Here is a 20,600-nt window from a genome sequence, read left to right as displayed (position 1 = left end):
CTTAACCTGCGATAAAGGTCGCGATGCTGAGCAACTGTTCGCTGCTCAAGTCTTGCTTACGCATCAGGGATACCAGCGAGGCATTAGCACTGCTGATAGCACCATGCAGGCTGGCAATTTCAGCTGAAACGGCATCCGCCTCACGCTGAGAGTCGCTACTCGGTGGCTTTGCTAGGATGGCATCGAGCTCCGCTTGTTTGGCTGCTAGCTCTGCGCGCAATTGGCGGATCATTTTCAGGGTCTGCTTGATGTTATCTGGCAGGTTGCTGTCATCAATATCTTGGTTTTTTGAAGCCTGGCTGGACTGCGCACTCCCGGCTTGCGAGAGGCTTAGCCGTATACCGCCACCCGCTCCCGACACTTCACGAAGCCCAACTTTGTCCTGTCCGTTGCCAGCCAAGCGCAAGGCTGTTGAAGCAAAGCGGCCGGCCTCACCTGTCATAATTTGCATATGCAGCCCTTCTCTACTCACCAAGACTTAGTGGCTATTTCGGCCGTTCGCTGCAAAACTTGAACTTATAGTCAACTAGCCAATTGCTGGCTGGATAAGGCGCGCTGCTGTAATCTAAGGGCTTTAGCGCGAACATCTAGGACTTTTTCGATGACCGGAATCATCAAGACGCATACGCCCCATCAAGCCCACTGCAAAGATTGCAGTCTGGCGAGCTTATGCCTGCCACTATCATTGAACCTAGAAGACATGGATGCGCTGGATGAAATCGTCAAACGCGGTCGGCCTTTGAAGAAAGGCGAGTTCCTGTTTCGGCAAGGCGACAACTTTGGCTCCGTATTCGCTGTGCGTTCAGGCGCACTGAAAACCTTCACCTTAAGTGACGCTGGCGAAGAGCAAATCACCGGTTTTCATCTGCCGAGCGAACTGGTCGGGCTCTCCGGCATGGACAGCGAAACCTACCCGGTATCAGCCTTGGCGCTTGAAACCACCTCGGTCTGTGAGATCCCTTTTGAGCGCCTGGATGAACTGACGGCCAAGCTGCCCCAACTGCGCCGCCAACTTATGCGCATCATGAGCCGCGAGATCCGTGACGATCAGCAAATGATGCTGCTGTTATCGAAGAAAAACGCTGATGAGCGCATTGCCACTTTCCTGGTCAACTTATCGGCCCGCTTTCGCGCCCGCGGCTTTTCGTCTCAACAATTCCGCTTGGCCATGTCGCGTAATGAAATCGGCAACTACCTGGGCCTGGCAGTAGAAACTGTGTCACGCGTCTTCACCCGCTTTCAACAGAACAAGCTGCTTGAAGCTGAAGGCAAGGAAGTTCGCATAACCGACCCAATCGAGCTGTGCGCGCTTGCTGGCGGCAATCTTGAGAGCTAAGCAACCCTGAACCGAGGCCGTCATGCTGCACTTAAATCACTCGGCATGCTGACTCAAGGCGATTAAAATAACCCGCGCCCCTTTTACTTTTTGGATTTTCAGTGCTCGCTCACTGCCTTTGCCAGATGTTACCTAACGCCAGTCTTAAGCGACAATTTACCCAGGACGCAGCATGATTCTCGATGAATTCAGCCTTAAAACCTTGATTCGCCCCGTGCAGGACTTCCCTAAGCCAGGCGTGGTTTTTCGTGATATCACCCCACTGTTCCAATCGCCACGCGCCTTGCGCATGGTGATCGACAGCTTTATTCAGCGCTATATCGAAGCAGACTTCAGCCATATTGGTGTGATGGATGCGCGCGGCTTCCTGATCGGCTCAATCGTCGCCTATGAGCTGAACAAACCGTTGGTCCTGTTCCGCAAACAAGGCAAGTTGCCAGCCGATGTGATCAGCGAGGGTTACCAGACCGAGTACGGCGAAGCATTTCTCGAGATCCATGCCGACAGCCTCAGCAAAGGCGATAAGGTATTGATGTTTGATGACCTGATTGCCACCGGCGGGACCTTGCTGGCTGCCGTCCAACTGGTTCGTCGCCTGGGTGCGAGCATCTATGAAGCTGCTGCAATCATTGACTTGCCAGAACTCGGCGGTTCGCAAAAGCTCGTGGATGCAGGTATTCCAACATTTGCCTTGACGGCTTTCGCCCTCGACGAAAAATAGCCGCTTCCCAGCCAGCAAAACGCCCGCTTTGGCAGCCCCAAAGTGGGCGTTTTGCTTTGCACCTCATAATCTATTCTGCACAGCATCTCTGAACTTAAGTTGGCAAGAATAAACGCCAACTGGCCAGAATTGACCTCCACAAACACCCCGCCCCCTGCATTACTGATTTGGCGCTGATCACAATACACAGCCCAAGGAGTCAGTCATGCAACCAAACACCCATTCCGCGATAGCCAGCTTCCCCGTAAGACGTATGGATTTCAACTTTGCTCAAAGCCGCAAGTATTGGTTTGCCGATGACCCCTTCATGAGCCACTTCATGAGCAACCTGTCTTCACTCTTCCCTTACGGCGAGCAGTTTTTTGTCGACAGCGTACGCGCCTGGCGCCAGCACGTTAGCGACCCGCAACTGCAAAAAGACATCAGCGCCTTTATTGGCCAAGAAGCCATGCACTCCAAGGAGCACAAGGCCTATAACAATTACGCCGCAGAGCACGGCATTGATTTGCAGCGCCTTGAGCTGAGGGTAAAGGCCTTGCTCGAGTGGTCGAAACTCTGGAGCAGCCAAAAACAGCAACTGGCGTCCACCTGTGCGCTAGAGCACTTTACCGCCACCATGGCCGAGCAACTGCTCAAGCGCGAAGACCTCACCACTCAAATGAACGACCCCAAGCTTTATCAGCTTTGGATGTGGCATGCCATCGAAGAAAACGAACACAAGGCCGTGGCTTACGATACCTACAAGGCCATTGGGGGTGGCTACCTCACCCGGATTGGGGCGATGGCTATTGTAACCATCAGCTTTCTCTGTGTGGTTGGCGGCTTCCAACTGCACCTGATGCGCAAGGACGGCCAACTGTTCAATTGGCGTAGCTGGGGTAAAGGGCTTAGCATCTTGCTCGGCCCGCGCCACGGCTTTTTAACGCGACTGATCAAGCCCTACCTGGCGTACTACCGACCTGGTTTTCATCCACTTCAATATGACACCGAAACACTTGTGCAGCGCTGGCGCAAACGCCTGGGGCTTACAACACTTGAGCAAATTTGAGCAACGCCCGGTGCATGCCGGGCTTGACCATCGAAGTGGGTTCAAACGGGTAGTTTCAGCTGACCTGCTTCATGCAGCACCATCGCCCCCGTGAAGAGCATGACAACCTGTTCCTCAGCCAACGCACGAATTGAATCGCGCTGCTCAGGCTGGTTGATGTAATCAAGCGACATCTGCAAGAGATTCCGGGTGATCAACTTGGCGACCTGCTCGATTGCTTGCGCATCAACGCTCTTGGGTAATAGCTCAAACTCAATAATATCCTCAGCCATATCCGTCGCCAGCTCCGAGATCACCCGGTGCAGCGCCTCACGCAGCACTGCGGAAGGGCCTTGCAGCTCGCGAACACCCAACATGATCGCCTGCGGGTTACCTGCAACAAAATCAAAAAAAAGCACTACCGTTTGATGGCACACCCTGCGCCCACGGCCAAGGTTGATGCCAAACAACGCTGGCCCACCAGCATGGTCGCCGCCTTCGGCACGGCTTGCAGCTTCACGACGCAAATCACGCAGCGGCTGACGTAGCTTGGCAGCCAACTGGTGAATGGCTGTCAGACCCAAGTCATCGATATTTGTGAAGTGACGATAGAAGGTGTTGGGGTTCAACCCCGCCTCGCGGGCCAGTTCGCGTATACCCAAACTATCAAGGCTGCGGTTGCTTGAAGTCAGGCGCAATGCGGCCTCAAGCAGTAACTGCTTACCCGACACAGTCATCGTTGCTCTACCCAAAACCATGTTTGGCCCCATCTTACAGTTGGTCACGCAAGCCTGATATTGCCGCTAAGTATACAAGTGTCTACATTGAGTAACAGCCGTAAGCGCCCATAAAAGACCAACAATAGAAGCCATGGAACCTGCCTATGAATGCATCAATAGCCACTTCTTCCCCTGCTCGACACTGCGCCGTAGCCATTATCGGCAGCGGTTTCTCTGGGCTTGGCATGGCAATGCGCCTACAGCAACAAGGCGAAACTGATTTCCAGATTTTCGAGAAAGACGCTGGAGTGGGCGGCACATGGCGGGTTAACAACTACCCAGGTTGTGGCTGTGATGTGCAGTCTCACCTTTACGCTTTCTCGTTTGAGCCAAACCCCAACTGGTCGCGAATGTTTGCCAAGCAACCTGAGATCCAGGCTTACCTGGAAAGCTGCTGGGACAAATACCAGCTCCAAGGCAAAACCCATCTCAACTGTGAAATCTGCACACTTGCCTGGGATGAAGCACAAGAAATATGGCAGCTCACTGACCAGCACGGTCGGGTGTTTACCGCAAGCTGCGTTGTTTCAGGTATGGGCGCTCTATCCCAGCCTAGCATTGCGCCCATCAACGGCCTGGATACGTTCAAGGGCGAGGTATTTCACTCACAGCAGTGGAACCATGCATTCTCACTGAAAGACAAGCGCGTTGCCGTGATCGGCACCGGAGCCTCCTCCATTCAGTTCGTCCCGCAGATACAGCCTGAAGTTGCCCAACTCGACCTATACCAACGTACCGCGCCCTGGGTTATTCCCAAGCCTGATCGGGCGATTAGCGCTGCCGAGCGCAAACGTTTCAAGCACTTCCCTGCACTGCAGAAGTTATGGCGCGCAGCGATTTATAGCCTGCTTGAAAGTCGCGTGGTTGGTTTTGCCATGCTGCCCCAATTAATGACCTTGGCTGCCAAATTCGCCAAGTGGCACCTGCACAAACAAATCAGCGATCCGGACTTACGGGCCAAGGTCACACCTGATTATGCCATGGGCTGCAAGCGGGTCTTGATATCCAACGACTATTACCCAGCGCTGACTCAGGCCAACGTCGAATTGATCACCGACGGTATCAAGGAAATCCGCCACAACAGTATTGTCACTATGCGGGGCGAAGAGCGCGAGGTCGATGCAATCATCTTCGGCACGGGCTTTAGCCCTAACGACCCCATACCGCGCAACGCAGTTTTCGGCCGTGATGGCATTGACTTGCTCGATACCTGGCCAGAAGGCCCGCAGGCCTACAAAGGCACCATGACAGCCGGCTTTCCAAACTTGTTCTTTTTGATGGGCCCCAACACAGGCCTGGGTCACAACTCGATGGTTTACATGATCGAGTCGCAAATCCATTACGTGCTTGCTGCGCTCAATAGATTGAAAAAATACAACCTACAAAGCCTAGAGGTTAAACGTGAGGCTCAGGATGCATTCAACCGCAAATTGCAAAACAAACTTGGGACCACGGTATGGAATGCTGGAGGCTGCACCAGTTGGTATATACACCCAATCAGTGGCCGCAATTGCACAATCTGGCCAGGGTTTACCTGGCGATTCCGTCTACTAACGCGCAATTTTGACCCCTCTGCCTATCACTTCAGCCGCAAGCAACCGGTGCATCCAGCGCAAAGCAATGCGGTTCAACAGCCAGGGAGAAATCTGCATGAAATCGTTTGAGAATAAAGTCGCAGCCATCACCGGTGCAGGCTCAGGTATTGGCCGGGCCTTAGCTTTCGGACTCGCCCGCCAGGGCTGTGCATTGGCCTTGTCTGATGTGAATGCCGAAGGTTTGGATGAAACGGCTGAACAAGCTCGCAAGCTGGGGGTTGAGGTGCATTGCACTGTTGTGGACGTGACTGACCGCGAGGCCATGCATGCCTGGGCAAGCGAGGTGGTTGAGACCTTTGGCAAGGTCAATGCGATCTTCAATAACGCCGGGGTCGCCCAAAGTGGCACTGTTGAAGGCAATGACTACAGCGACTACGAATGGGTCATGAAGATCAACTTCTGGGGCGTGGTCAATGGCACCAAGGCGTTTTTGCCTTACCTGAAAGCCTCAGGCACCGGCCATATCATCAACCTATCCAGTATTTTCGGAATTTTCTCGCAACCGGGCATGAGCACCTATAACGCCAGCAAATTCGCTGTGCGCGGCTTTACCGAAGCACTGCGTCAAGAACTGGACATGACCCAGTGCGGTGTATCAGCCAGCTGCGTTCATCCAGGTGGGATAAAAACCAACATCGCCAACGCCGCACGAATGAATGACAGCATGCAAGCCATGACGGGGCAAGATAACGAGCAGGCACGCCAACAGTTCAATGAACTGCTCATGCTCACAACAGCCGATCAAGCTGCGAAAGTCATTCTCAAGGGTGTGCTGAAAAATAAGCGTCGAATACTGATTGGTGCCGATGCCTATGCCATGGACTGGATGCAACGCTTGTTGCCTGCGCTCTATCAACGCGTAGTGATTGCGGCGATGAAGCTGGGCGTCAAGCTAGGCAAGAAGCAGGCGGGAGGTACGCAATCCAAGACGGCCCCCTAAGGTTGCCCCAGCTACAAAACTGCCGAGACGCCGGAGCAGGCTGTGCTGTCAATGATTACTCGCGCAATGGATTGTTGATGCCCGCGCTGCTAGCGCAGTGGCTGACGAGGCTTGGTGCGTAACGGCTCCAGTAAGGCACTCAAGCCATTGTGATCAATCTCTTGCATCAGCTGTAGCAACTGACCAATCTGCCCTTTGGGAAAGCCTTCGCGGGCGAACCAATTAAGATAATGGCCAGGCAGGTCGGCAATCAGCCGGCCTTTATATTTACCAAAAGGCATTTCCAGCGTAACCAGCAGCTTTAAGTCTTCAGGCTTCATTACAGACCAATCTTGAGCGTTTATGCGCCCAATTATGCCAAAGCTTCAGCCCAGATGCAGTGCAATTAAGTGGTTTGGCAAGTCAGCCAAGGCAAACTCAGGTAAGATTCTGGTCCGCAAATTTCCACCCTGGACTCATACCCATGTTCATCAACATCCTGCGCAACGGCTTAGGCCAGATCATTATCTTTATCGACTTCATCACCCGTCCGCGCAAAACACAGCGTTCGCCAGAAGCTCAAGCGGCGGTTGCCCAAGCTGCATCTAACCTGTCGCTGTATCAGTTCAGAGCTTGCCCATTTTGCGTAAAAACACGGCGCACGCTGCACAAACTGAACGTACCGATGCAGCTACGGGATGCTAAAAATGATGCGCAAGCGCGCAGTGACTTGCTCGAACAAGGCGGCAAAATCCAAGTACCTTGCCTGCGCATTGAAGAAAACGGCCAAAGCACTTGGCTGTATGAGTCGAAAGCCATTGCCAGCTATTTGCAGGATCGTTTCGCCGCCGTATAAGCAAAACGGCGCGACCGTTCAGGGCGCGCCGTACTTCCTCTATGCCTGTTACTGGCTGACCTCAATGCTGCCAACCATTCCTGCTTGATAATGCCCGGCGATCAAGCACGCGAAGTCAAAACGCCCTGATTGATTGAAGGTCCAGATGATCTCCCCGGTTTGCCCTGGCTGGACATGCGCCATATAGGCGGCGTGATGCTCCATACCAGGGTGTTTCAGCATCATCTGCGCATGCTCATCAAGGGTTTGCTTGGTGCCAAGCACATACTCGTGCAATAACTTGCCATCGTTGTGCAATACCAAGCGCACCGTCTCCCCTTGCTTGAATGTCAGGGCGCCTGGGCTGAATCGCATGTCGTCGCCCATGCGCACATCAACAGTACGAGACACCTGGCTAGAATCACCAGCAATCCCCCAAGGCATTTGCTCGGGCTGCGAATGCGTCGAATGGTCAGTCATCGAATGATTGGCATCCGCCCAAAGCACAGGGCTGGCAAACACCCCACAAAGCAATGCAACGGTAGCCAACAGCGTTTTAGTAAAAGTCATATGAAACCTCGATTAAATCCTGCCTTGCAGCACATGACGGGCAAGGCAATAAACGGCTCTTTTGAGCCGAAACCAATTGAGAATTAAACGAGATTGTTACGCGGGGGGCGCTTGGGCAGGTCGCTGATATGACCGATGAACCGAGGGCTGGCCTGGACAACTAGCGCTGTCGCTTCAAAGACTGGGGTTTTCAGCAATGGCGCAGCCAGGACGGCAGCGCTCAGGCACATTGAACAATGCGCACAAAGTTGACTGGCTAGAGACTGGTGTTCGGCATCCACCCCCTGAGTCTGCAAGCTGTGGCATTGGGGCGTCTCGGACACTGAAGCCTGGCTAAGCGACATGCAGTTTTGCATGCTGATCACTGCCATGCTTTGCACAGGCAGTGCAAATAGCATCAGGCAGACGAGCAGTAATCGCAGAGTTTTGTGCATGGAAGCAGCGCAACGCCAAGAGTAAGAGTAAGTGATAAACCCGCTGAAATTATGCCAGCAAAACAGCTGCAAGCCTAACCTCTGCGGGTTTCATATTGCGTCAATCAAACAGCCCGACATACCCGGGCTGACTGGCGACTCGATCCAGCCACTGGCGTATCGCAGGAAACTCGCCTAACTCAAAACCACCTTCATGGGCCACATGGGTGTAGGCATAGAGTGCGATATCTGCGATTGAGCATTGCTCGCCGACCAGATAAGGCGTGTTTTGCAACTGTTTTTCCATGACCCTGAGCGCTTTATAGCCCAGCACATGACAGCGCTGGTATTCGGCCAATCGCTCTTCAGGCATTTTCAGGTACAGCTGGATAAAACGCGCCACAGCAATGCTTGGCTCATGGCTGTACTGCTCAAAGAACTGCCACTGCAGCACTTGGGTGCGCAAGCGCGGCTCGGTTGGCAAGTAATCACTGCCCTCGGCAAGGTAGTTGAGGATTGCGTTCGACTCCCAAAGGCAGGTGCCATCCTCAAGCTCAAGCACCGGAATTTTACCGTTGGGGTTCTTGGCCAGAAATGCCTCGGTTTGCGTTTCACCCTTGAGGATATCAATGGCTATCCACTCATAAGACATGCCCAGCAGATTGAGCAGTAACTTGATTTTGTAGCAGTTCCCCGAACGATAATCGCCATAGACCTTCAACATCGCCCTACTCCTGATCCTGCGAGGCCTAAGCCTCGCTATGCTTGGTCACAAATCCTCAATCGTCGCCCTGCGCTGCGTTTAGGCAGCTGCACCTGTCTGCGCAACACGAATCACACCAGCCAGACGCTGCAAACCTTCACTGAGACGCTCAGGCGCGACGTGACTGAAATTCAGGCGCAAGTGCCCCGGGTTTTGATCCGGATCGATAAAGAAAGGCTCGCCCGGCATAAAGGCAATGTTCTGCGCCAGCGCTGGCGCCAGCAGTGTGCGCGTATCAAGTGGCTGCTTGAGTGTCAGCCAGAAGAACAGCCCACCTTGCGGGATCTCCCAATCAGCCAGGTCGGCAAAGTGCTCAAGCAGTGCAACCTGCATGGCATCGCGACGCACACGGTAAAACTCACGCAATTGCGCCAGGTGATCGCGATAATGCTGGCTACCCAGCCACTGCAGCGCCTGCCATTGGCCAATACGGTTGGTGTGCAGGTCCGCCGACTGTTTCAGACGCAGCAAATGCGCAAACAAATCCGGCGTGGCAATCAGATAACCAACACGCAGCCCCGGCAACAAGGTTTTAGATACGGTGCCGGTGTAGACCCAGCTGGCCTTCTGCAAGCGGCTGACGATAGGCGTCGCGCTGCCTTGATCAAACACCAATTCGCGATAAGGTTCGTCTTCGATCAAGGTTACGCCAAACTCATCAAGCAACGCTGCTACGGCATCACGCTTGGCCTCGCTGTAGCGAACGGCAGATGGGTTTTGGAATGTTGGAATCAGGTAAGCAAATGCGGGCTTGTGGGTTTCCAAGCGCTGGCGCAGAGCTGCAATTTCTGGCCCATCAGCTTCTTGCGGCACCGCAATGCAATCGGCACCGAACAGCTGGAAAGCTTGCAAGGCCGCCAGATAGGTTGGCGCCTCAACCAACACTTCGGTGCCCGGATCGATAAACAGCTTGCTGACCAGATCCAGAGTTTGCTGCGAACCGCTGACAATCAATACCTGGCTGGCATCGCAAGGTACACCCAGGGCACGGGCTTCTGCGGCGATGACCTCACGCAACTCCGGCTCGCCTTCACTCATTCCGTATTGGCCAATAGTGGTTGGCATCTGCGCCCACTCAACTTTCGGCAACATTGGTTCAGCAGGTAAACCACCGGCAAATGACATCACCTCGGGACGCTGCGCCGCCGATAAAATTTCACGAATCAAAGAGCTTTTCAGGCGGGCAATACGTTCAGAGAAGGCCATCGGATACACCAGGTGATTATTTGGAGGAAGTAAGTCAAACTTGTTGACCGAAACTACGCCCACTCATGCAGATACGTCAATATGTTTGACCTTAAAAACTTAGCCGCCCAGCAGTCCGCCATGAAGGCTTTCTTCTTTGGCTACCAGGCGTTTACCGCCAAGGCAGATGAAATGCTGGCACGGCGTGGACTGTCTCGCGTGCACCATCGCATTCTGTTTTTTATCGCCATGTATCCAGGCTTGAGCATGAAAGAACTGCTCAACTATCTCGGCGTCAGCAAACAGGCGCTTAACATCCCGCTGCGTCAGTTGATTGAAATGCACTTGGTAGAAAGCCAGGCTTCAGTGGATGACAAGCGCAAACGCCTGTTGGCCTTCACCGCCGAAGGTGCAAAGCTCGAACTGGCCCTGCGCCGCGAGCAAGCGAAAATGCTGCAACGTGCACTTGGCGATACCGGTGAAGAGGCCATGAATGCTTGGATGCAAGTCAATCAGGCATTGGCTAAGCACCGCTAGAGCGCACCAATCCTGCGACTGTATCGGCGATTTTGCTGCCTCGCTGTACCGCGACGTCACCAAGCTAAGGATTTAGGCTCTGTAAACCCAGGATGCACGGCTGCGATCACGCCCAGTGCATCTGTCTATAGAGTGAGCCTGATGAACGCCGAACTGCTTATCGCATTTATCGCCTTTGCCTTCGTGACCTCAGTCACGCCCGGCCCCAACAACATGATGTTGCTGGCCTCCGGGGTGAATTTTGGTATCCGCCGCAGCTTGCCGCACATGTTTGGTATCAGCATTGGCTTTATGATTCTGGTGATTGCCGTTGGCTTGGGGTTGGGCCAGCTGTTTGAGCAGGTGCCGATGCTCTATAACATCCTGCGTTTTGCTGGAGCGGCCTATTTGTTGTACCTGGCCTGGAAAATAGCTAACTCCAGCGCGCCCGAGGGGCAAAACCCGGGTGCAAAGCCATTTAGTTTTATCCAGGCTGCGGCGTTTCAATGGATCAACCCCAAAGCCTGGGTAATGGCCATTGGCGCAATCACCACCTACACCCCGCATGAAAACTTCGAGCTGAATGTGCTGCTGATCGCGGCGCTGTTCGCCCTAGTAAACTGCCCAAGCGTTGGGGTCTGGACTGCAGCTGGAAGCCTGCTGCGCAAGTGGCTCAGTAACCCAGTAGTGTTGCGCGGATTTAACATCAGCATGGCACTGCTCTTAGCGGCATCGCTTTATCCAATATTTGCAGACGTTCAAGGAGTTTTGTAATGGCACACGCGAGCCAGGCCCGACTACGCCCGTTGGCGGATAGTTCGCCGTCCGCAGTGGTTGCAGGCTTTATCGCCATGCTCACCGGCTACACCTCCTCACTGGTATTGATGTTCCAGGCAGGCCAGGCGGCCGGCCTGAGCAACGGCCAGATCTCATCATGGATCTGGGCATTGTCGATTGGCATGGCTGTGTGCTGCATCGGCTTATCGCTGCGTTATCGCGCACCGGTCATGATCGCCTGGTCAACGCCAGGTGCGGCGCTATTGATCAGCAGCCTGCCTGGCGTGCCATATAGCGAAGCTATCGGCGCCTATATCATCTGCTCGGCCTTGATCGTGATCTGCGGTATGACCGGCAGTTTTGATCGCATTATGCGGCGCATACCCGGCTCGATTGCCGCGGCATTGCTGGCGGGCGTGCTGTTTAAGATCGGCCTGGAGATCTGTGTGGCGGCCGAACAGCAGCCAATCTTGGTGGTCACCATGTTACTGGCTTATCTATTCGGCAAACGCTTTATGCCGCGCTACGCAGTACTGGCTGCATTGATTGTTGGCTGCGTATTAGCCGGGGTGTTTGGCTTGCTCAACTTTGATCACTTCGAACTCAAGCTGGCGACGCCGCAATGGACCACACCGAGCTTTTCGCTTGCGGCGGCAATCAGTATTGGCATACCGCTATTTATTGTCGCGATGACCTCACAAAACCTGCCGGGCATGGCGGTTTTACGGGCCAATGGCTATGACGTGCCCGCCTCCCCGTTGCTCAATACCACGGGTATCTGCTCAATATTGCTGGCCCCCTTTGGCTCCCACGGCATTCATATGGCAGCGATCAGCGCAGCCATATGCGCAGGCCCAGAGGCCCATGAAGACCCAAGTAAACGTTACACCGCCGCCGTCTGGTGTGGCGTGTTCTACGGTATTGCCGGGATTTTTGGCGCGACCTTGGCGGCGCTCTTTGCCGCACTGCCCAAGGCACTGATTCTGTCGATTGCGGCGCTGGCGCTGTTTGCCTCGATCATCGGCGGCCTGACCCAGGCCATGAGCGAGCCCAAAGAACGCGAAGCTGCGCTTATCACCTTTCTGGTGACGGCTTCGGGCATGACCCTGTTCACCATCGGCTCGGCATTCTGGGGAATCGTCGCCGGCCTGATGACGCTGGTGATCTTGAATTGGCGCAAGGCCGAGTAACCTGCCAAGCAGCCTTGCCTGATGAGCAAGGCTGCTTGGCTCTTCTAGAAGTTGCTAGATTGCGGTTGCACCACCGTCGATTGCCAGCGCCTGACCAGTGGTAAAACCTGCCTCATCGCAGCACAGATACAGCACCGCAGCAGCAATTTCCTCAACTTTTCCTATACGTCCAACCGGATGCATGGCCGCAGCGAATTCAGCCTTGCGTGGATCTGCCTCGTAGGCACGACGGAACATATCGGTGTCGATAACCGCAGGACACACGGCATTGACCCGCACCTTTTTCTTCGCATACTCGACCGCGGCCGATTTGGTTAAACCAATGACCGCATGTTTGGACGCGCTGTAAATGCTCATCTTCGGCGCTGCGCCAAGACCGGCAACCGAGGCGGTGTTGACAATGGCGCCACCACCTTGAGCCAGCAACAGTGGAATCTGGTGCTTCATGCATAGCCAAACGCCTTTGACGTTGACACCCATAATCGCATCAAACTCGGACTCACTGCCGTCTGCGAGCTTGCCCTGCTCGATCTCAATACCGGCATTATTGAATGCATAATCCAGCCGGCCATAACACTGGACAACCTGCTGCATCAGCGCCGCTACTTCGGCGTCGAGCGTGACATTACAGGGGATGAAAAAAGCTTCGCCACCGGCTTGGCGAATCATTTCAACGGTAGCCTCACCACCGGCACTATCAACATCGGAAACCACGACCTTCAGCCCTTGCTCAGCAAATGCCAGCGCCGTTGCACGACCAATGCCAGCCGCAGCCCCCGTAACCAACGCAACTTCACCGCTGAAGCTAAAGCCCATGTGCATATTCCCCTGTATTGAAGATTTCTGATGATCGAGTCTAGTCAGGAACCCAAGGTGGCGGGCAGCACTATCAAAAGCATCATAGTTGCTGGATTAAAAATAGTGATAAAACACTGAGACCTACTATCACCTCGATAAATCGGCCTACATTCGATTTTCAGGCGCAGGTTGCTCATTGGCACATGACGCGCTATCACCCTAGTTTTCGAACAATGAGTAAATTGCCATGACCGTCCAAATCAACCGCCAATTTCTGCTCGCCAAGCGCCCAGTTGGCGCACCAACACGCGATACATTCAGCTTTGTCGAAACCCCAGTGGCTGAACCTGCTGAAGGCCAGATCGTCGTCAAGAATGCCTTCCTGTCGCTCGATCCAGCCATGCGCGGCTGGATGAACGACGCCAAGTCCTACATCCCGCCGGTGGGCCTGGGCGAAGTGATGCGTGCCTTGGGTGTTGGCGAGGTCATCGCCTCGAAGAACCCGAAGTTCGAAGTGGGCGATCATGTCAATGGCGCACTTGGCGTACAGGACTACTTCGTTGGCGAGCCGCGCGGCTTTTATAAAGTTGACCCCAGCCGCGCGCCGCTGCCGTTGTACCTGTCTGCGCTAGGCATGACCGGCATGACGGCCTATTTCGCCTTGCTCGATGTCGGCGCTCCTAAATCGGGAGAAACCGTGGTGATCTCGGGCGCTGCTGGGGCCGTTGGCAGCATTGTCGGGCAAATCGCCAAGATCAAAGGCTGCCGTGTCGTGGGCATCGCTGGCGGTGAGAAAAAATGCAAGTTACTGGTCGATGAGCTAGGGTTTGACGGCGCAATCGACTACAAGAATGAAGACCTGGCAGCAGGTCTGAAGCGTGAATGTCCGAAAGGCATCGACGTGTTCTTCGACAATGTCGGTGGCGATATCCTCGATACCGCGCTGACCCGGATCGCGCCGAAAGCACGCATCGTAATATGTGGCGCCATCAGCCAGTACAACAACAAAGAAGCCGTCAAGGGCCCGGCCAATTATCTTTCACTGTTGGTCAACCGGGCGCGCATGGAAGGCTTCGTGGTGATGGACTACGCCAGCCAGTTTGCCGATGCCGCCAAAGAAATGGGCGGCTGGATGGCCAGCGGCAAGCTGAAGTCAAAAGAAGATATTGTCGAAGGTTTGGAAACCTTTCCGGAAACCCTGCTCAAGCTGTTCAGCGGCGAAAACTTCGGCAAGTTGGTGCTCAAGGTTTAAACCTGCACCCACAAAAAAGCGGTGCTTGGCAGGACGACCAAGCACCGCTTTTTTTATTTCAGTGATCCTGTTACTGGCGCATACCGCGGCCACTGACCAGCAAGCGCACGCAAACCAGGTAGAGCACGGCTGTAGCGAGCAGCATAAAGGCGACAGCGACGCTGATGCGAATATCGGAAACGCCAAGAATGCCATATCGGAAGGCGTTGACCATATGCAGCACCGGATTGGCCATCGAGACGGTCTGCCAGAACGGCGGCAACAGATTGATCGAGTAGAACACCCCGCCCAGGTATGTCAGCGGCGTCAGGACGAAGGTCGGAATAATCGAGATGTCGTCGAAGTTGCGGGCAAATACCGCATTGACGAAGCCGCCCAGCGAAAAAATCGTCGCAGTCAACAGCACCACCAATACAGTCAAACCAAGGTGGTGAACCTGCAAGTCAGTGAAAAACAGCGACAGCAGCGTAACAATAAAGCCCACAGCCAGACCGCGCAGTACGCCACCGGTTACATAACCGATCAGAATGGTGTGTGGCGACACGGGGGACACCATCAACTCTTCAATCGAACGCTGGAATTTACTGCCGAAAAAGCTCGAAACCACGTTGCCATATGAGTTGGTGATCACCGACATCATGATCAGGCCCGGCACTATGTACTGCATGTAGCTGAATCCGCCCATGTCGCCAATCTGCCGGCCAATCAAGTTACCGAAGATGACAAAATACAAGACCATGGTGATGGCTGGCGGCAGCAGGGTTTGCGGCCAGATACGGGTAAAACGACGCACTTCGCGATACACAATAGTGCGCAGGGCAACCATGTTCGCGGCAAATTCTGAATTTAAGTGTTCGGTGTTCATAGGGTCTCCTTGGCCAGGTTCTTCTCGACCAAGTTGACGAACAACTCCTCCAGTCGATTGCTTTTATTGCGCAGGCTGCAGACGTCGATATTCTGCTCGGCAAGCTGTCGGAACAGCTCGGTTACACCTTGATTCTTGTCGACCTGCACCTCAAGGGTGTGATGATCAACCAGCTTGACCGGGTAGCCTTCAAGCTCGGGCTCGACCAGCAAGGAAGCCGTCAGGTCGAGCAGGAATGTTTCAACATGCAGGGTTTGCAGCAGCTCGCGCATGCTGGTGTTTTCCACAATCCGGCCATGATCGATGATGCCGATATTGCGACACAACTGCTCGGCCTCTTCTAGGTAGTGAGTGGTCAGGATGATGGTGATGCCCTGCTCATTGAGCTTGGTCAAAAAGCTCCACATAGAACGACGCAGTTCAATATCAACCCCAGCCGTAGGCTCATCGAGGATCAACAAGCGCGGCTCGTGAACCAACGCCCTGGCAATCATCAACCTGCGCTTCATGCCACCAGAAAGCTCGCGCGACGCTACATCACGCTTCTCCCACAAGCCAAGCTGCTTGAGGTAGTGCTCGGCACGCTCCTTGGCGATTCGCGCAGGAATGCCGTAGTAACCGGCTTGAGTGACAACAATGTCGAAGACTTTCTCAAACTGGTTGAAGTTGAACTCTTGCGGCACCACACCAATGCAACGCTTGAGTGAAGCCGGGTCTTTATCGAGGTCGAAACCGAACACATTGACCGTACCGCTGGATTTATTCACCAGGGTCGAAAGAATGCCGATTGTGGTGGATTTGCCAGCGCCATTAGGGCCGAGCAATGCGTAAAAATCGCCTTCAGCTACATCCAGATCAATGCCGTGGAGTGCTTGAAAGCCATTGCCATAGGTTTTTGTAAGTTGACGAATGGACAGAGCGGTAGTCATAAAGAATGCACGCACCCAAAAATAAAAAGTGAGTTAAAGAGACAAGCTATGCCGTGATGCGACTGCACAAGTTTACCGCCCAAAGGCATGGGCTCGAAGCAACAGTCGAAATTTAATGAAATAAATTGGCACCCGCACAGCCTAGCACTGTGCCATAAAGAAGAAAGCCCCCAAGCCTGATGGTGACTATTACTGCGCTTCATAATGGCCCTGTCAGGCCTTGCCTGAATGGGGTCACGCAAACGAGTGCAAATACATCCAGGCGCTGCGCATTTAAAGGTAAATTTCTCGCCGACAAGCATCAGATGTCACACCTTGAACATGATCTGCGAACTCAATTAGCGTAGGGTGGTCTTTATCGATGAAGCGGTTAGCTTTAACGTATTGCTGCATCAGCGCCTGCCAATGGCCTGGCGAGCCCAGTCTCGGTAGGATCAATACGCTGAAGTGACAATACGAAAGCCAAGCTCACCGCTCATTTCGTCATCTATTGACAGGTGATGGCTAAGCTCATGACGCCCAGGCGTCATCATGGAGGACGTTAAATGCTCGCAGTCTGGTTAATTGTTTTAGTGATTGGCGTGGCTTATCTGGCCCACCGCCGCATCTCACCAATACCCGCCTTGGCATGCGTTGCCGTTTACCTGCTGGTCATGGGCTCTTTCAGCCACGCACATGGCGCGCTTATGACGGTGCTATGGCTGATCCTGCTTGCAGTCGCCCTGCCATTGGCATTACCCGACTTACGCCGCAAGCTGTTTAGCGCACCGCTATTCGCCTGGTTCCAGAAAGTACTGCCGCCCATGTCCGAAACCGAGCGCGATGCGATCGAAGCCGGCACCGTATGGTGGGATGGCGAACTGTTCAGCGGTCGCCCTGACTGGGACAAACTGCTGGCTTACCCCAAGGCAGTGCTCAGCGAAGAAGAGCAAGCCTTCCTTGATGGCCCCACCGAAGAACTCTGCGCCATGGTCACTGACTGGGACATTGGTCAGCAGATGGACCTTCCCGAAAAGGCCTGGAAACACATCAAGGATCACGGTTTCTTTGCCCTGATCATTCCCAAGGAATACGGCGGCAAAGGCTTTTCAGCCTACGCCCACTCACAAGTCGCAATGAAGCTTGCCACCCGCAGCGGTGACCTTGCCTCGACCGTGATGGTGCCCAACTCGCTCGGCCCTGCAGAGCTGTTGCTTCACTACGGCACAGACGAACAGCGCAACCATTACCTACCCCGCCTGGCGAGCGGCGAAGACATCCCCTGCTTCGCATTGACCGGCCCATTGGCTGGTTCCGATGCGGGCGCCATGCCTGATACCGGCATCATCTGCAAAGGCGAATGGGAAGGTAAGGAAGTTATCGGCCTGCGCCTGACCTGGGAAAAGCGCTACATCACCCTGGGCCCAGTCGCGACCTTGCTTGGCCTTGCGTTCAAAGCCTATGACCCTGACCACCTGTTGGGTAAAGAAGAAGACCTCGGTATCAGCCTGGCGCTGGTACCGACCGATACCGCCGGTGTCGAGATTGGTCGCCGACACTACCCGCTGGGCGCGGCCTTCATGAACGGCCCTAACTCGGGTAAAGATGTGTTTGTTCCGCTTGAGTTCCTGATCGGCGGACAAGAGATGCTCGGCAAAGGCTGGATGATGCTGATGAACTGCCTTTCGGTCGGGCGCTCCATCTCACTGCCTGCGGTGGGCACCGGCGCCGCCAAGTTCACCAGCTTGGTGACTGGGCAGTACAGCCAGGTGCGTGAGCAATTCAACGTGCCACTTTCGGCTTTTGAAGGCATTCAGGAGGCCATGGCGCGTATTGGTGGTAATGCCTGGATGATGGACAGTGCGCGCATCCTCACCGCCAATGCCGTCGACCTCGGGGAAAAACCATCGGTTCTCTCGGCAATCCTCAAGTATCACCTGACCGAGCGCGGCCGTGACTGCATCAGCGACGCCATGGATGTACACGGCGGCAAAGGCATCATCATGGGCCCTAACAACTATCTGGGCCGCTCATGGCAAGGCGCACCGATCTTCATCACCGTCGAGGGTGCGAACATTCTCTCGCGCAACCTGATGATCTTCGGTCAAGGCGCGATCCGCTGCCATCCCTACGTGCTCAAGGAAATGTCCCTGGCCAGCCGTGAAGACAAGGACCAGGCGCTCATCGAGTTTGATGCGCTGCTGATGCAGCACATTGGTTTTGCGATTAGTAACGCCGCCAGCACCTTGGTCCTGGGCCTGACCCTGAACCGTCTTGGCAGCGTACCCGGCGACAACCTCAGCCAGCCTTACTACCGCGCACTGAACCGCCTGTCTGCGGCGTTCGCCATGCTCGCCGACATGAGCATGATGCTGTTGGGTGGTGAACTGAAACGCCGTGAACGCCTCTCCGCACGCCTTGGCGATGCCTTGAGCAATCTCTACCTGGGTTCGGCCGCACTCAAGCGTTATCACGACCTTGACTATTCAGCTCACTCCAAACCCATGCTGCGCTGGGCAATGGAAGAAAGCCTGAGCAAAGCCGAAGAAGCGCTGGATGACCTGCTGTGCAACTTCCCTAACAAGTTCCTTGGTTGCGCCCTGCGCGTGCTGGTATTCCCACTAGGCCGTCGTCACCGTGGCCCAAGTGATGAACTTGATGCAGAAATTGCCGAAATCATCGGTCGCAACAAAGGCGATGCAGCGCTGGAAGAAATCCTCACCGGTTGCTACCGACCAACCGCCGATAAAGATCCAGTCGCGGCCTTGCAGCGGGCAATGGATCTGCTTGAGCAGGCTAAGCCGCTGCAGAAAAAACTGCATAAAGCGGCCAAGGCTGGCGAAGTTAACGAAGTGCCGGGGCAAACCCTGATCGAAACCGCACTCGCGGCAGGCGTGCTCTCAGCCGAAGAAGCCGCCAGCCTGCAACAAGCTGAAGCAGCGCGGCGTGTGGTCATTGATGTCGATGACTTTGCCAAGGATGAGCTCAAGCTCAGCCGCGGCAAAATCAGGTAAGCATTACAGCAACCCATCGTCCATAACAGGACAGCGGGCGCGCGGAGCTTTATACTCCCGCGCCCGTTTTACTTTCAGGATTATCGCCATGACCAGCAGCCACCTTGATCACCACCTCGCCCTGCTCACTCAATTGCGCGGTATTCTGGTCGCCCTGGGTGAAGCCGAGCAAATTCTCGACGATAGCCACGCGCTGTTCGTAGAACGCTACGACGAATTAATTGCCTTGCTGCCAGTCGATACCGAGAGCAGCTTGTATCTTGGCCAGGACCTGATCAGCCAGATATTTCATCGTTACCCGCAAATCGCCCACCTGGTCCCCCGCGACCTGCTTTGGTTCTTCGGTGGCGATTGCCTGCACTTCATGCCCGATGAAGAAATCGAAATGTTCCAGACGCTTGATGAGCGCCGCTTTGAAGCAATGGAAAATGACGAACCCTTTGATTGGAACCAGGAGAAGCGCCTGCTCGCCCTGTCACCGCAGACCTCCAGCAAGCACTGAGCCCACTGACAGACAAAAGCCCGCCAATACACAATATTGAGCGGGCTTTTGAAAGATGCTGATTTTCAGGCACAAAAAAGCCGCTCAGTGAGCGGCTTTTTTGTTTATTTGGAGCGGGAAACGAGACTCGAACTCGCGACCCCGACCTTGGCAAGGTCGTGCTCTACCAACTGAGCTATTCCCGCATTTACAACACACTTCTTGCGAAGTGCTTACAACAAAATGGCGTCCCCTAGGGGACTCGAACCCCTGTTACCGCCGTGAAAGGGCGGTGTCCTAGGCCACTAGACGAAGGGGACCTGGAACTTTGCAGGCTAATCAGAGCTGTCTCTGGCTAGCCTTTGTGCCGCCTGCCGGGCAACACATCTTAAACTGGAGCGGGAAACGAGACTCGAACTCGCGACCCCGACCTTGGCAAGGTCGTGCTCTACCAACTGAGCTATTCCCGCATTTTACATCTGCAACGCCACTTGTTGAAAGTGGCGTCCCCTAGGGGACTCGAACCCCTGTTACCGCCGTGAAAGGGCGGTGTCCTAGGCCACTAGACGAAGGGGACGCAGCCCGGAATCAACAACTCTATCTCCGGCTTCCCGTGCTTTGCCATCTGACATTGCGCTAAGAAGTGGCGCGCATTC

The 20,600-nt window shown here is 54.6% G+C and carries 21 protein-coding genes and 4 tRNA genes; 12 read left to right on the top strand and 13 right to left on the bottom strand.

All coding sequences use genetic code 11. From position 1 onward, the window contains the following. Position 1: 1 nt before the first annotated feature. Complete coding sequence (locus AACY26_RS20580) at positions 2-451, bottom strand: hypothetical protein (protein WP_339516795.1); 450 nt, start codon at positions 449-451, stop codon at positions 2-4. 150 nt (positions 452-601) lie between these two features. On the opposite strand from AACY26_RS20580, the gene fnr reads away from it, so the two are divergent. The 3 genes from fnr (at position 602) to AACY26_RS20565 (ending at position 3,105) form a co-directional block, all read left to right on the top strand. Then, positions 602-1,336: a fumarate/nitrate reduction transcriptional regulator Fnr gene (fnr, locus tag AACY26_RS20575; RefSeq protein WP_339516793.1), complete on the top strand. Its 735-nt coding sequence runs from the start codon at positions 602-604 to the stop codon at positions 1,334-1,336. 172 nt (positions 1,337-1,508) lie between these two features. Continuing rightward, a complete protein-coding gene (locus AACY26_RS20570) occupies positions 1,509-2,057 on the top strand; it encodes an adenine phosphoribosyltransferase (RefSeq protein WP_339516791.1) in 549 nt (182 codons plus the stop codon). Positions 2,058-2,262: 205 nt separating this feature from the next. After that, complete coding sequence (locus AACY26_RS20565; RefSeq protein ID WP_339516789.1) at positions 2,263-3,105, top strand: metal-dependent hydrolase; 843 nt, start codon at positions 2,263-2,265, stop codon at positions 3,103-3,105. Positions 3,106-3,146: 41 nt separating this feature from the next. Here AACY26_RS20565 and AACY26_RS20560 read toward each other — a convergent pair whose 3' ends face one another. Beyond that, the gene (locus AACY26_RS20560) at positions 3,147-3,842 is read right to left on the bottom strand and encodes a TetR family transcriptional regulator (protein WP_339516787.1); all 696 of its coding nucleotides are present in this window, start codon (positions 3,840-3,842) and stop codon (positions 3,147-3,149) included. Positions 3,843-3,967: 125 nt separating this feature from the next. Here AACY26_RS20560 and AACY26_RS20555 point away from each other — a divergent pair, with 125 nt between their 5' ends. Both AACY26_RS20555 and AACY26_RS20550 read left to right on the top strand, forming a co-directional pair. After that, positions 3,968-5,527, top strand: coding sequence for a flavin-containing monooxygenase (locus AACY26_RS20555; RefSeq protein ID WP_339516785.1), 1,560 nt, complete (start codon positions 3,968-3,970; stop codon positions 5,525-5,527). Beyond that, entirely contained in the window at positions 5,514-6,398 is an 885-nt protein-coding gene (locus AACY26_RS20550) for an SDR family NAD(P)-dependent oxidoreductase (protein ID WP_339516783.1), read from the top strand. Before AACY26_RS20555 ends, AACY26_RS20550 begins: the two co-directional genes overlap by 14 nt. Positions 6,399-6,487: 89 nt before the next feature. On the opposite strand, the gene AACY26_RS20545 is transcribed toward AACY26_RS20550, so the two are convergent. Next, a complete protein-coding gene (locus AACY26_RS20545) occupies positions 6,488-6,718 on the bottom strand; it encodes a DUF3820 family protein (protein ID WP_339516782.1) in 231 nt (76 codons plus the stop codon). A 143-nt stretch (positions 6,719-6,861) separates the two neighbouring features. Here AACY26_RS20545 and AACY26_RS20540 point away from each other — a divergent pair, with 143 nt between their 5' ends. Further along, complete coding sequence (locus AACY26_RS20540; RefSeq protein ID WP_339516780.1) at positions 6,862-7,233, top strand: glutaredoxin family protein; 372 nt, start codon at positions 6,862-6,864, stop codon at positions 7,231-7,233. Between the two features lie 48 nt (positions 7,234-7,281). Here AACY26_RS20540 and AACY26_RS20535 read toward each other — a convergent pair whose 3' ends face one another. From AACY26_RS20535 to AACY26_RS20525, 3 genes are all read right to left on the bottom strand, one after another. Further along, positions 7,282-7,782, bottom strand: coding sequence for a cupredoxin domain-containing protein (locus tag AACY26_RS20535; RefSeq protein WP_339516778.1), 501 nt, complete (start codon positions 7,780-7,782; stop codon positions 7,282-7,284). Positions 7,783-8,316: 534 nt separating this feature from the next. After that, positions 8,317-8,919: a glutathione S-transferase family protein gene (locus AACY26_RS20530; RefSeq protein WP_339516777.1), complete on the bottom strand. Its 603-nt coding sequence runs from the start codon at positions 8,917-8,919 to the stop codon at positions 8,317-8,319. A 78-nt stretch (positions 8,920-8,997) separates the two neighbouring features. Then, complete coding sequence (locus AACY26_RS20525; RefSeq protein WP_339516776.1) at positions 8,998-10,164, bottom strand: aminotransferase-like domain-containing protein; 1,167 nt, start codon at positions 10,162-10,164, stop codon at positions 8,998-9,000. 81 nt (positions 10,165-10,245) lie between these two features. Between AACY26_RS20525 and AACY26_RS20520 the strand changes: the two genes are divergently transcribed. The 3 genes from AACY26_RS20520 to AACY26_RS20510 all read left to right on the top strand — a co-directional run bounded on the left by AACY26_RS20520 (position 10,246) and on the right by AACY26_RS20510 (position 12,626). Continuing rightward, positions 10,246-10,680, top strand: a complete 435-nt coding sequence (locus tag AACY26_RS20520; protein ID WP_339516775.1) for a MarR family winged helix-turn-helix transcriptional regulator — start codon at positions 10,246-10,248, stop codon at positions 10,678-10,680. 141 nt (positions 10,681-10,821) lie between these two features. Next, on the top strand, positions 10,822-11,433 hold the full coding sequence (locus AACY26_RS20515; RefSeq protein ID WP_339516774.1) for a LysE family translocator: 612 nt from the start codon (positions 10,822-10,824) through the stop codon (positions 11,431-11,433). Beyond that, positions 11,433-12,626, top strand: coding sequence for a benzoate/H(+) symporter BenE family transporter (locus AACY26_RS20510; RefSeq protein ID WP_339516773.1), 1,194 nt, complete (start codon positions 11,433-11,435; stop codon positions 12,624-12,626). Before AACY26_RS20515 ends, AACY26_RS20510 begins: the two co-directional genes overlap by 1 nt. 54 nt (positions 12,627-12,680) lie before the next feature. On the opposite strand, the gene AACY26_RS20505 is transcribed toward AACY26_RS20510, so the two are convergent. Continuing rightward, positions 12,681-13,442 (bottom strand): SDR family oxidoreductase, encoded by a 762-nt coding sequence (locus AACY26_RS20505; RefSeq protein ID WP_339516771.1) that lies wholly within the window; start codon positions 13,440-13,442, stop codon positions 12,681-12,683. Between the two features lie 229 nt (positions 13,443-13,671). On the opposite strand from AACY26_RS20505, the gene AACY26_RS20500 reads away from it, so the two are divergent. Continuing rightward, on the top strand, positions 13,672-14,676 hold the full coding sequence (locus tag AACY26_RS20500; RefSeq protein ID WP_339516770.1) for an NADP-dependent oxidoreductase: 1,005 nt from the start codon (positions 13,672-13,674) through the stop codon (positions 14,674-14,676). 70 nt (positions 14,677-14,746) lie between these two features. Here the strand turns inward: AACY26_RS20500 and AACY26_RS20495 are convergent, their stop codons facing one another. Both AACY26_RS20495 and AACY26_RS20490 read right to left on the bottom strand, forming a co-directional pair. Further along, a complete protein-coding gene (locus AACY26_RS20495; protein ID WP_339516769.1) occupies positions 14,747-15,541 on the bottom strand; it encodes an ABC transporter permease in 795 nt (264 codons plus the stop codon). Then, complete coding sequence (locus AACY26_RS20490) at positions 15,538-16,470, bottom strand: ABC transporter ATP-binding protein (protein WP_339516768.1); 933 nt, start codon at positions 16,468-16,470, stop codon at positions 15,538-15,540. The genes AACY26_RS20495 and AACY26_RS20490 overlap by 4 nt, the downstream gene beginning before the upstream one ends. A 545-nt stretch (positions 16,471-17,015) precedes the next feature. Here AACY26_RS20490 and AACY26_RS20485 point away from each other — a divergent pair. Together AACY26_RS20485 and AACY26_RS20480 are read left to right on the top strand one after the other, a co-directional pair. Then, entirely contained in the window at positions 17,016-19,463 is a 2,448-nt protein-coding gene (locus tag AACY26_RS20485; protein WP_339516766.1) for an acyl-CoA dehydrogenase, read from the top strand. Between the two features lie 88 nt (positions 19,464-19,551). After that, entirely contained in the window at positions 19,552-19,965 is a 414-nt protein-coding gene (locus AACY26_RS20480; protein WP_339516764.1) for a PA2817 family protein, read from the top strand. Between the two features lie 109 nt (positions 19,966-20,074). Here the strand turns inward: AACY26_RS20480 and AACY26_RS20475 are convergent. From AACY26_RS20475 to AACY26_RS20460, 4 genes are all read right to left on the bottom strand, one after another. Continuing rightward, a tRNA-Gly gene (locus tag AACY26_RS20475) sits at positions 20,075-20,150 on the bottom strand. A 38-nt stretch (positions 20,151-20,188) separates the two neighbouring features. Next, positions 20,189-20,264, bottom strand: a tRNA-Glu gene (locus AACY26_RS20470). A gap of 74 nt (positions 20,265-20,338) precedes the next feature. Further along, a tRNA-Gly gene (locus AACY26_RS20465) sits at positions 20,339-20,414 on the bottom strand. Between the two features lie 31 nt (positions 20,415-20,445). Beyond that, positions 20,446-20,521, bottom strand: a tRNA-Glu gene (locus AACY26_RS20460). Positions 20,522-20,600: the final 79 nt, after the last annotated feature.

Origin of the sequence: Pseudomonas sp. RL_15y_Pfl2_60, assembly GCF_963970595.1 — a bacterium.
Taxonomy (GTDB): domain Bacteria; phylum Pseudomonadota; class Gammaproteobacteria; order Pseudomonadales; family Pseudomonadaceae; genus Aquipseudomonas.
Note: the sequence above shows the minus strand (reverse complement) of the source record. Positions and strands in the feature narration are given on the sequence as shown.

Coding starts and splice junctions, on each gene's coding strand:
- AACY26_RS20580 (WP_339516795.1), bottom strand. CDS start 451: ATGCAAATTATGACAGGTGAGGCCGGCCGCTTTGCTTCAACAGCCTTG.
- fnr (WP_339516793.1), top strand. CDS start 602: ATGACCGGAATCATCAAGACGCATACGCCCCATCAAGCCCACTGCAAA.
- AACY26_RS20570 (WP_339516791.1), top strand. CDS start 1,509: ATGATTCTCGATGAATTCAGCCTTAAAACCTTGATTCGCCCCGTGCAG.
- AACY26_RS20565 (WP_339516789.1), top strand. CDS start 2,263: ATGCAACCAAACACCCATTCCGCGATAGCCAGCTTCCCCGTAAGACGT.
- AACY26_RS20560 (WP_339516787.1), bottom strand. CDS start 3,842: ATGGTTTTGGGTAGAGCAACGATGACTGTGTCGGGTAAGCAGTTACTG.
- AACY26_RS20555 (WP_339516785.1), top strand. CDS start 3,968: ATGAATGCATCAATAGCCACTTCTTCCCCTGCTCGACACTGCGCCGTA.
- AACY26_RS20550 (WP_339516783.1), top strand. CDS start 5,514: ATGAAATCGTTTGAGAATAAAGTCGCAGCCATCACCGGTGCAGGCTCA.
- AACY26_RS20545 (WP_339516782.1), bottom strand. CDS start 6,718: ATGAAGCCTGAAGACTTAAAGCTGCTGGTTACGCTGGAAATGCCTTTT.
- AACY26_RS20540 (WP_339516780.1), top strand. CDS start 6,862: ATGTTCATCAACATCCTGCGCAACGGCTTAGGCCAGATCATTATCTTT.
- AACY26_RS20535 (WP_339516778.1), bottom strand. CDS start 7,782: ATGACTTTTACTAAAACGCTGTTGGCTACCGTTGCATTGCTTTGTGGG.
- AACY26_RS20530 (WP_339516777.1), bottom strand. CDS start 8,919: ATGTTGAAGGTCTATGGCGATTATCGTTCGGGGAACTGCTACAAAATC.
- AACY26_RS20525 (WP_339516776.1), bottom strand. CDS start 10,164: ATGGCCTTCTCTGAACGTATTGCCCGCCTGAAAAGCTCTTTGATTCGT.
- AACY26_RS20520 (WP_339516775.1), top strand. CDS start 10,246: ATGTTTGACCTTAAAAACTTAGCCGCCCAGCAGTCCGCCATGAAGGCT.
- AACY26_RS20515 (WP_339516774.1), top strand. CDS start 10,822: ATGAACGCCGAACTGCTTATCGCATTTATCGCCTTTGCCTTCGTGACC.
- AACY26_RS20510 (WP_339516773.1), top strand. CDS start 11,433: ATGGCACACGCGAGCCAGGCCCGACTACGCCCGTTGGCGGATAGTTCG.
- AACY26_RS20505 (WP_339516771.1), bottom strand. CDS start 13,442: ATGGGCTTTAGCTTCAGCGGTGAAGTTGCGTTGGTTACGGGGGCTGCG.
- AACY26_RS20500 (WP_339516770.1), top strand. CDS start 13,672: ATGACCGTCCAAATCAACCGCCAATTTCTGCTCGCCAAGCGCCCAGTT.
- AACY26_RS20495 (WP_339516769.1), bottom strand. CDS start 15,541: ATGAACACCGAACACTTAAATTCAGAATTTGCCGCGAACATGGTTGCC.
- AACY26_RS20490 (WP_339516768.1), bottom strand. CDS start 16,470: ATGACTACCGCTCTGTCCATTCGTCAACTTACAAAAACCTATGGCAAT.
- AACY26_RS20485 (WP_339516766.1), top strand. CDS start 17,016: ATGCTCGCAGTCTGGTTAATTGTTTTAGTGATTGGCGTGGCTTATCTG.
- AACY26_RS20480 (WP_339516764.1), top strand. CDS start 19,552: ATGACCAGCAGCCACCTTGATCACCACCTCGCCCTGCTCACTCAATTG.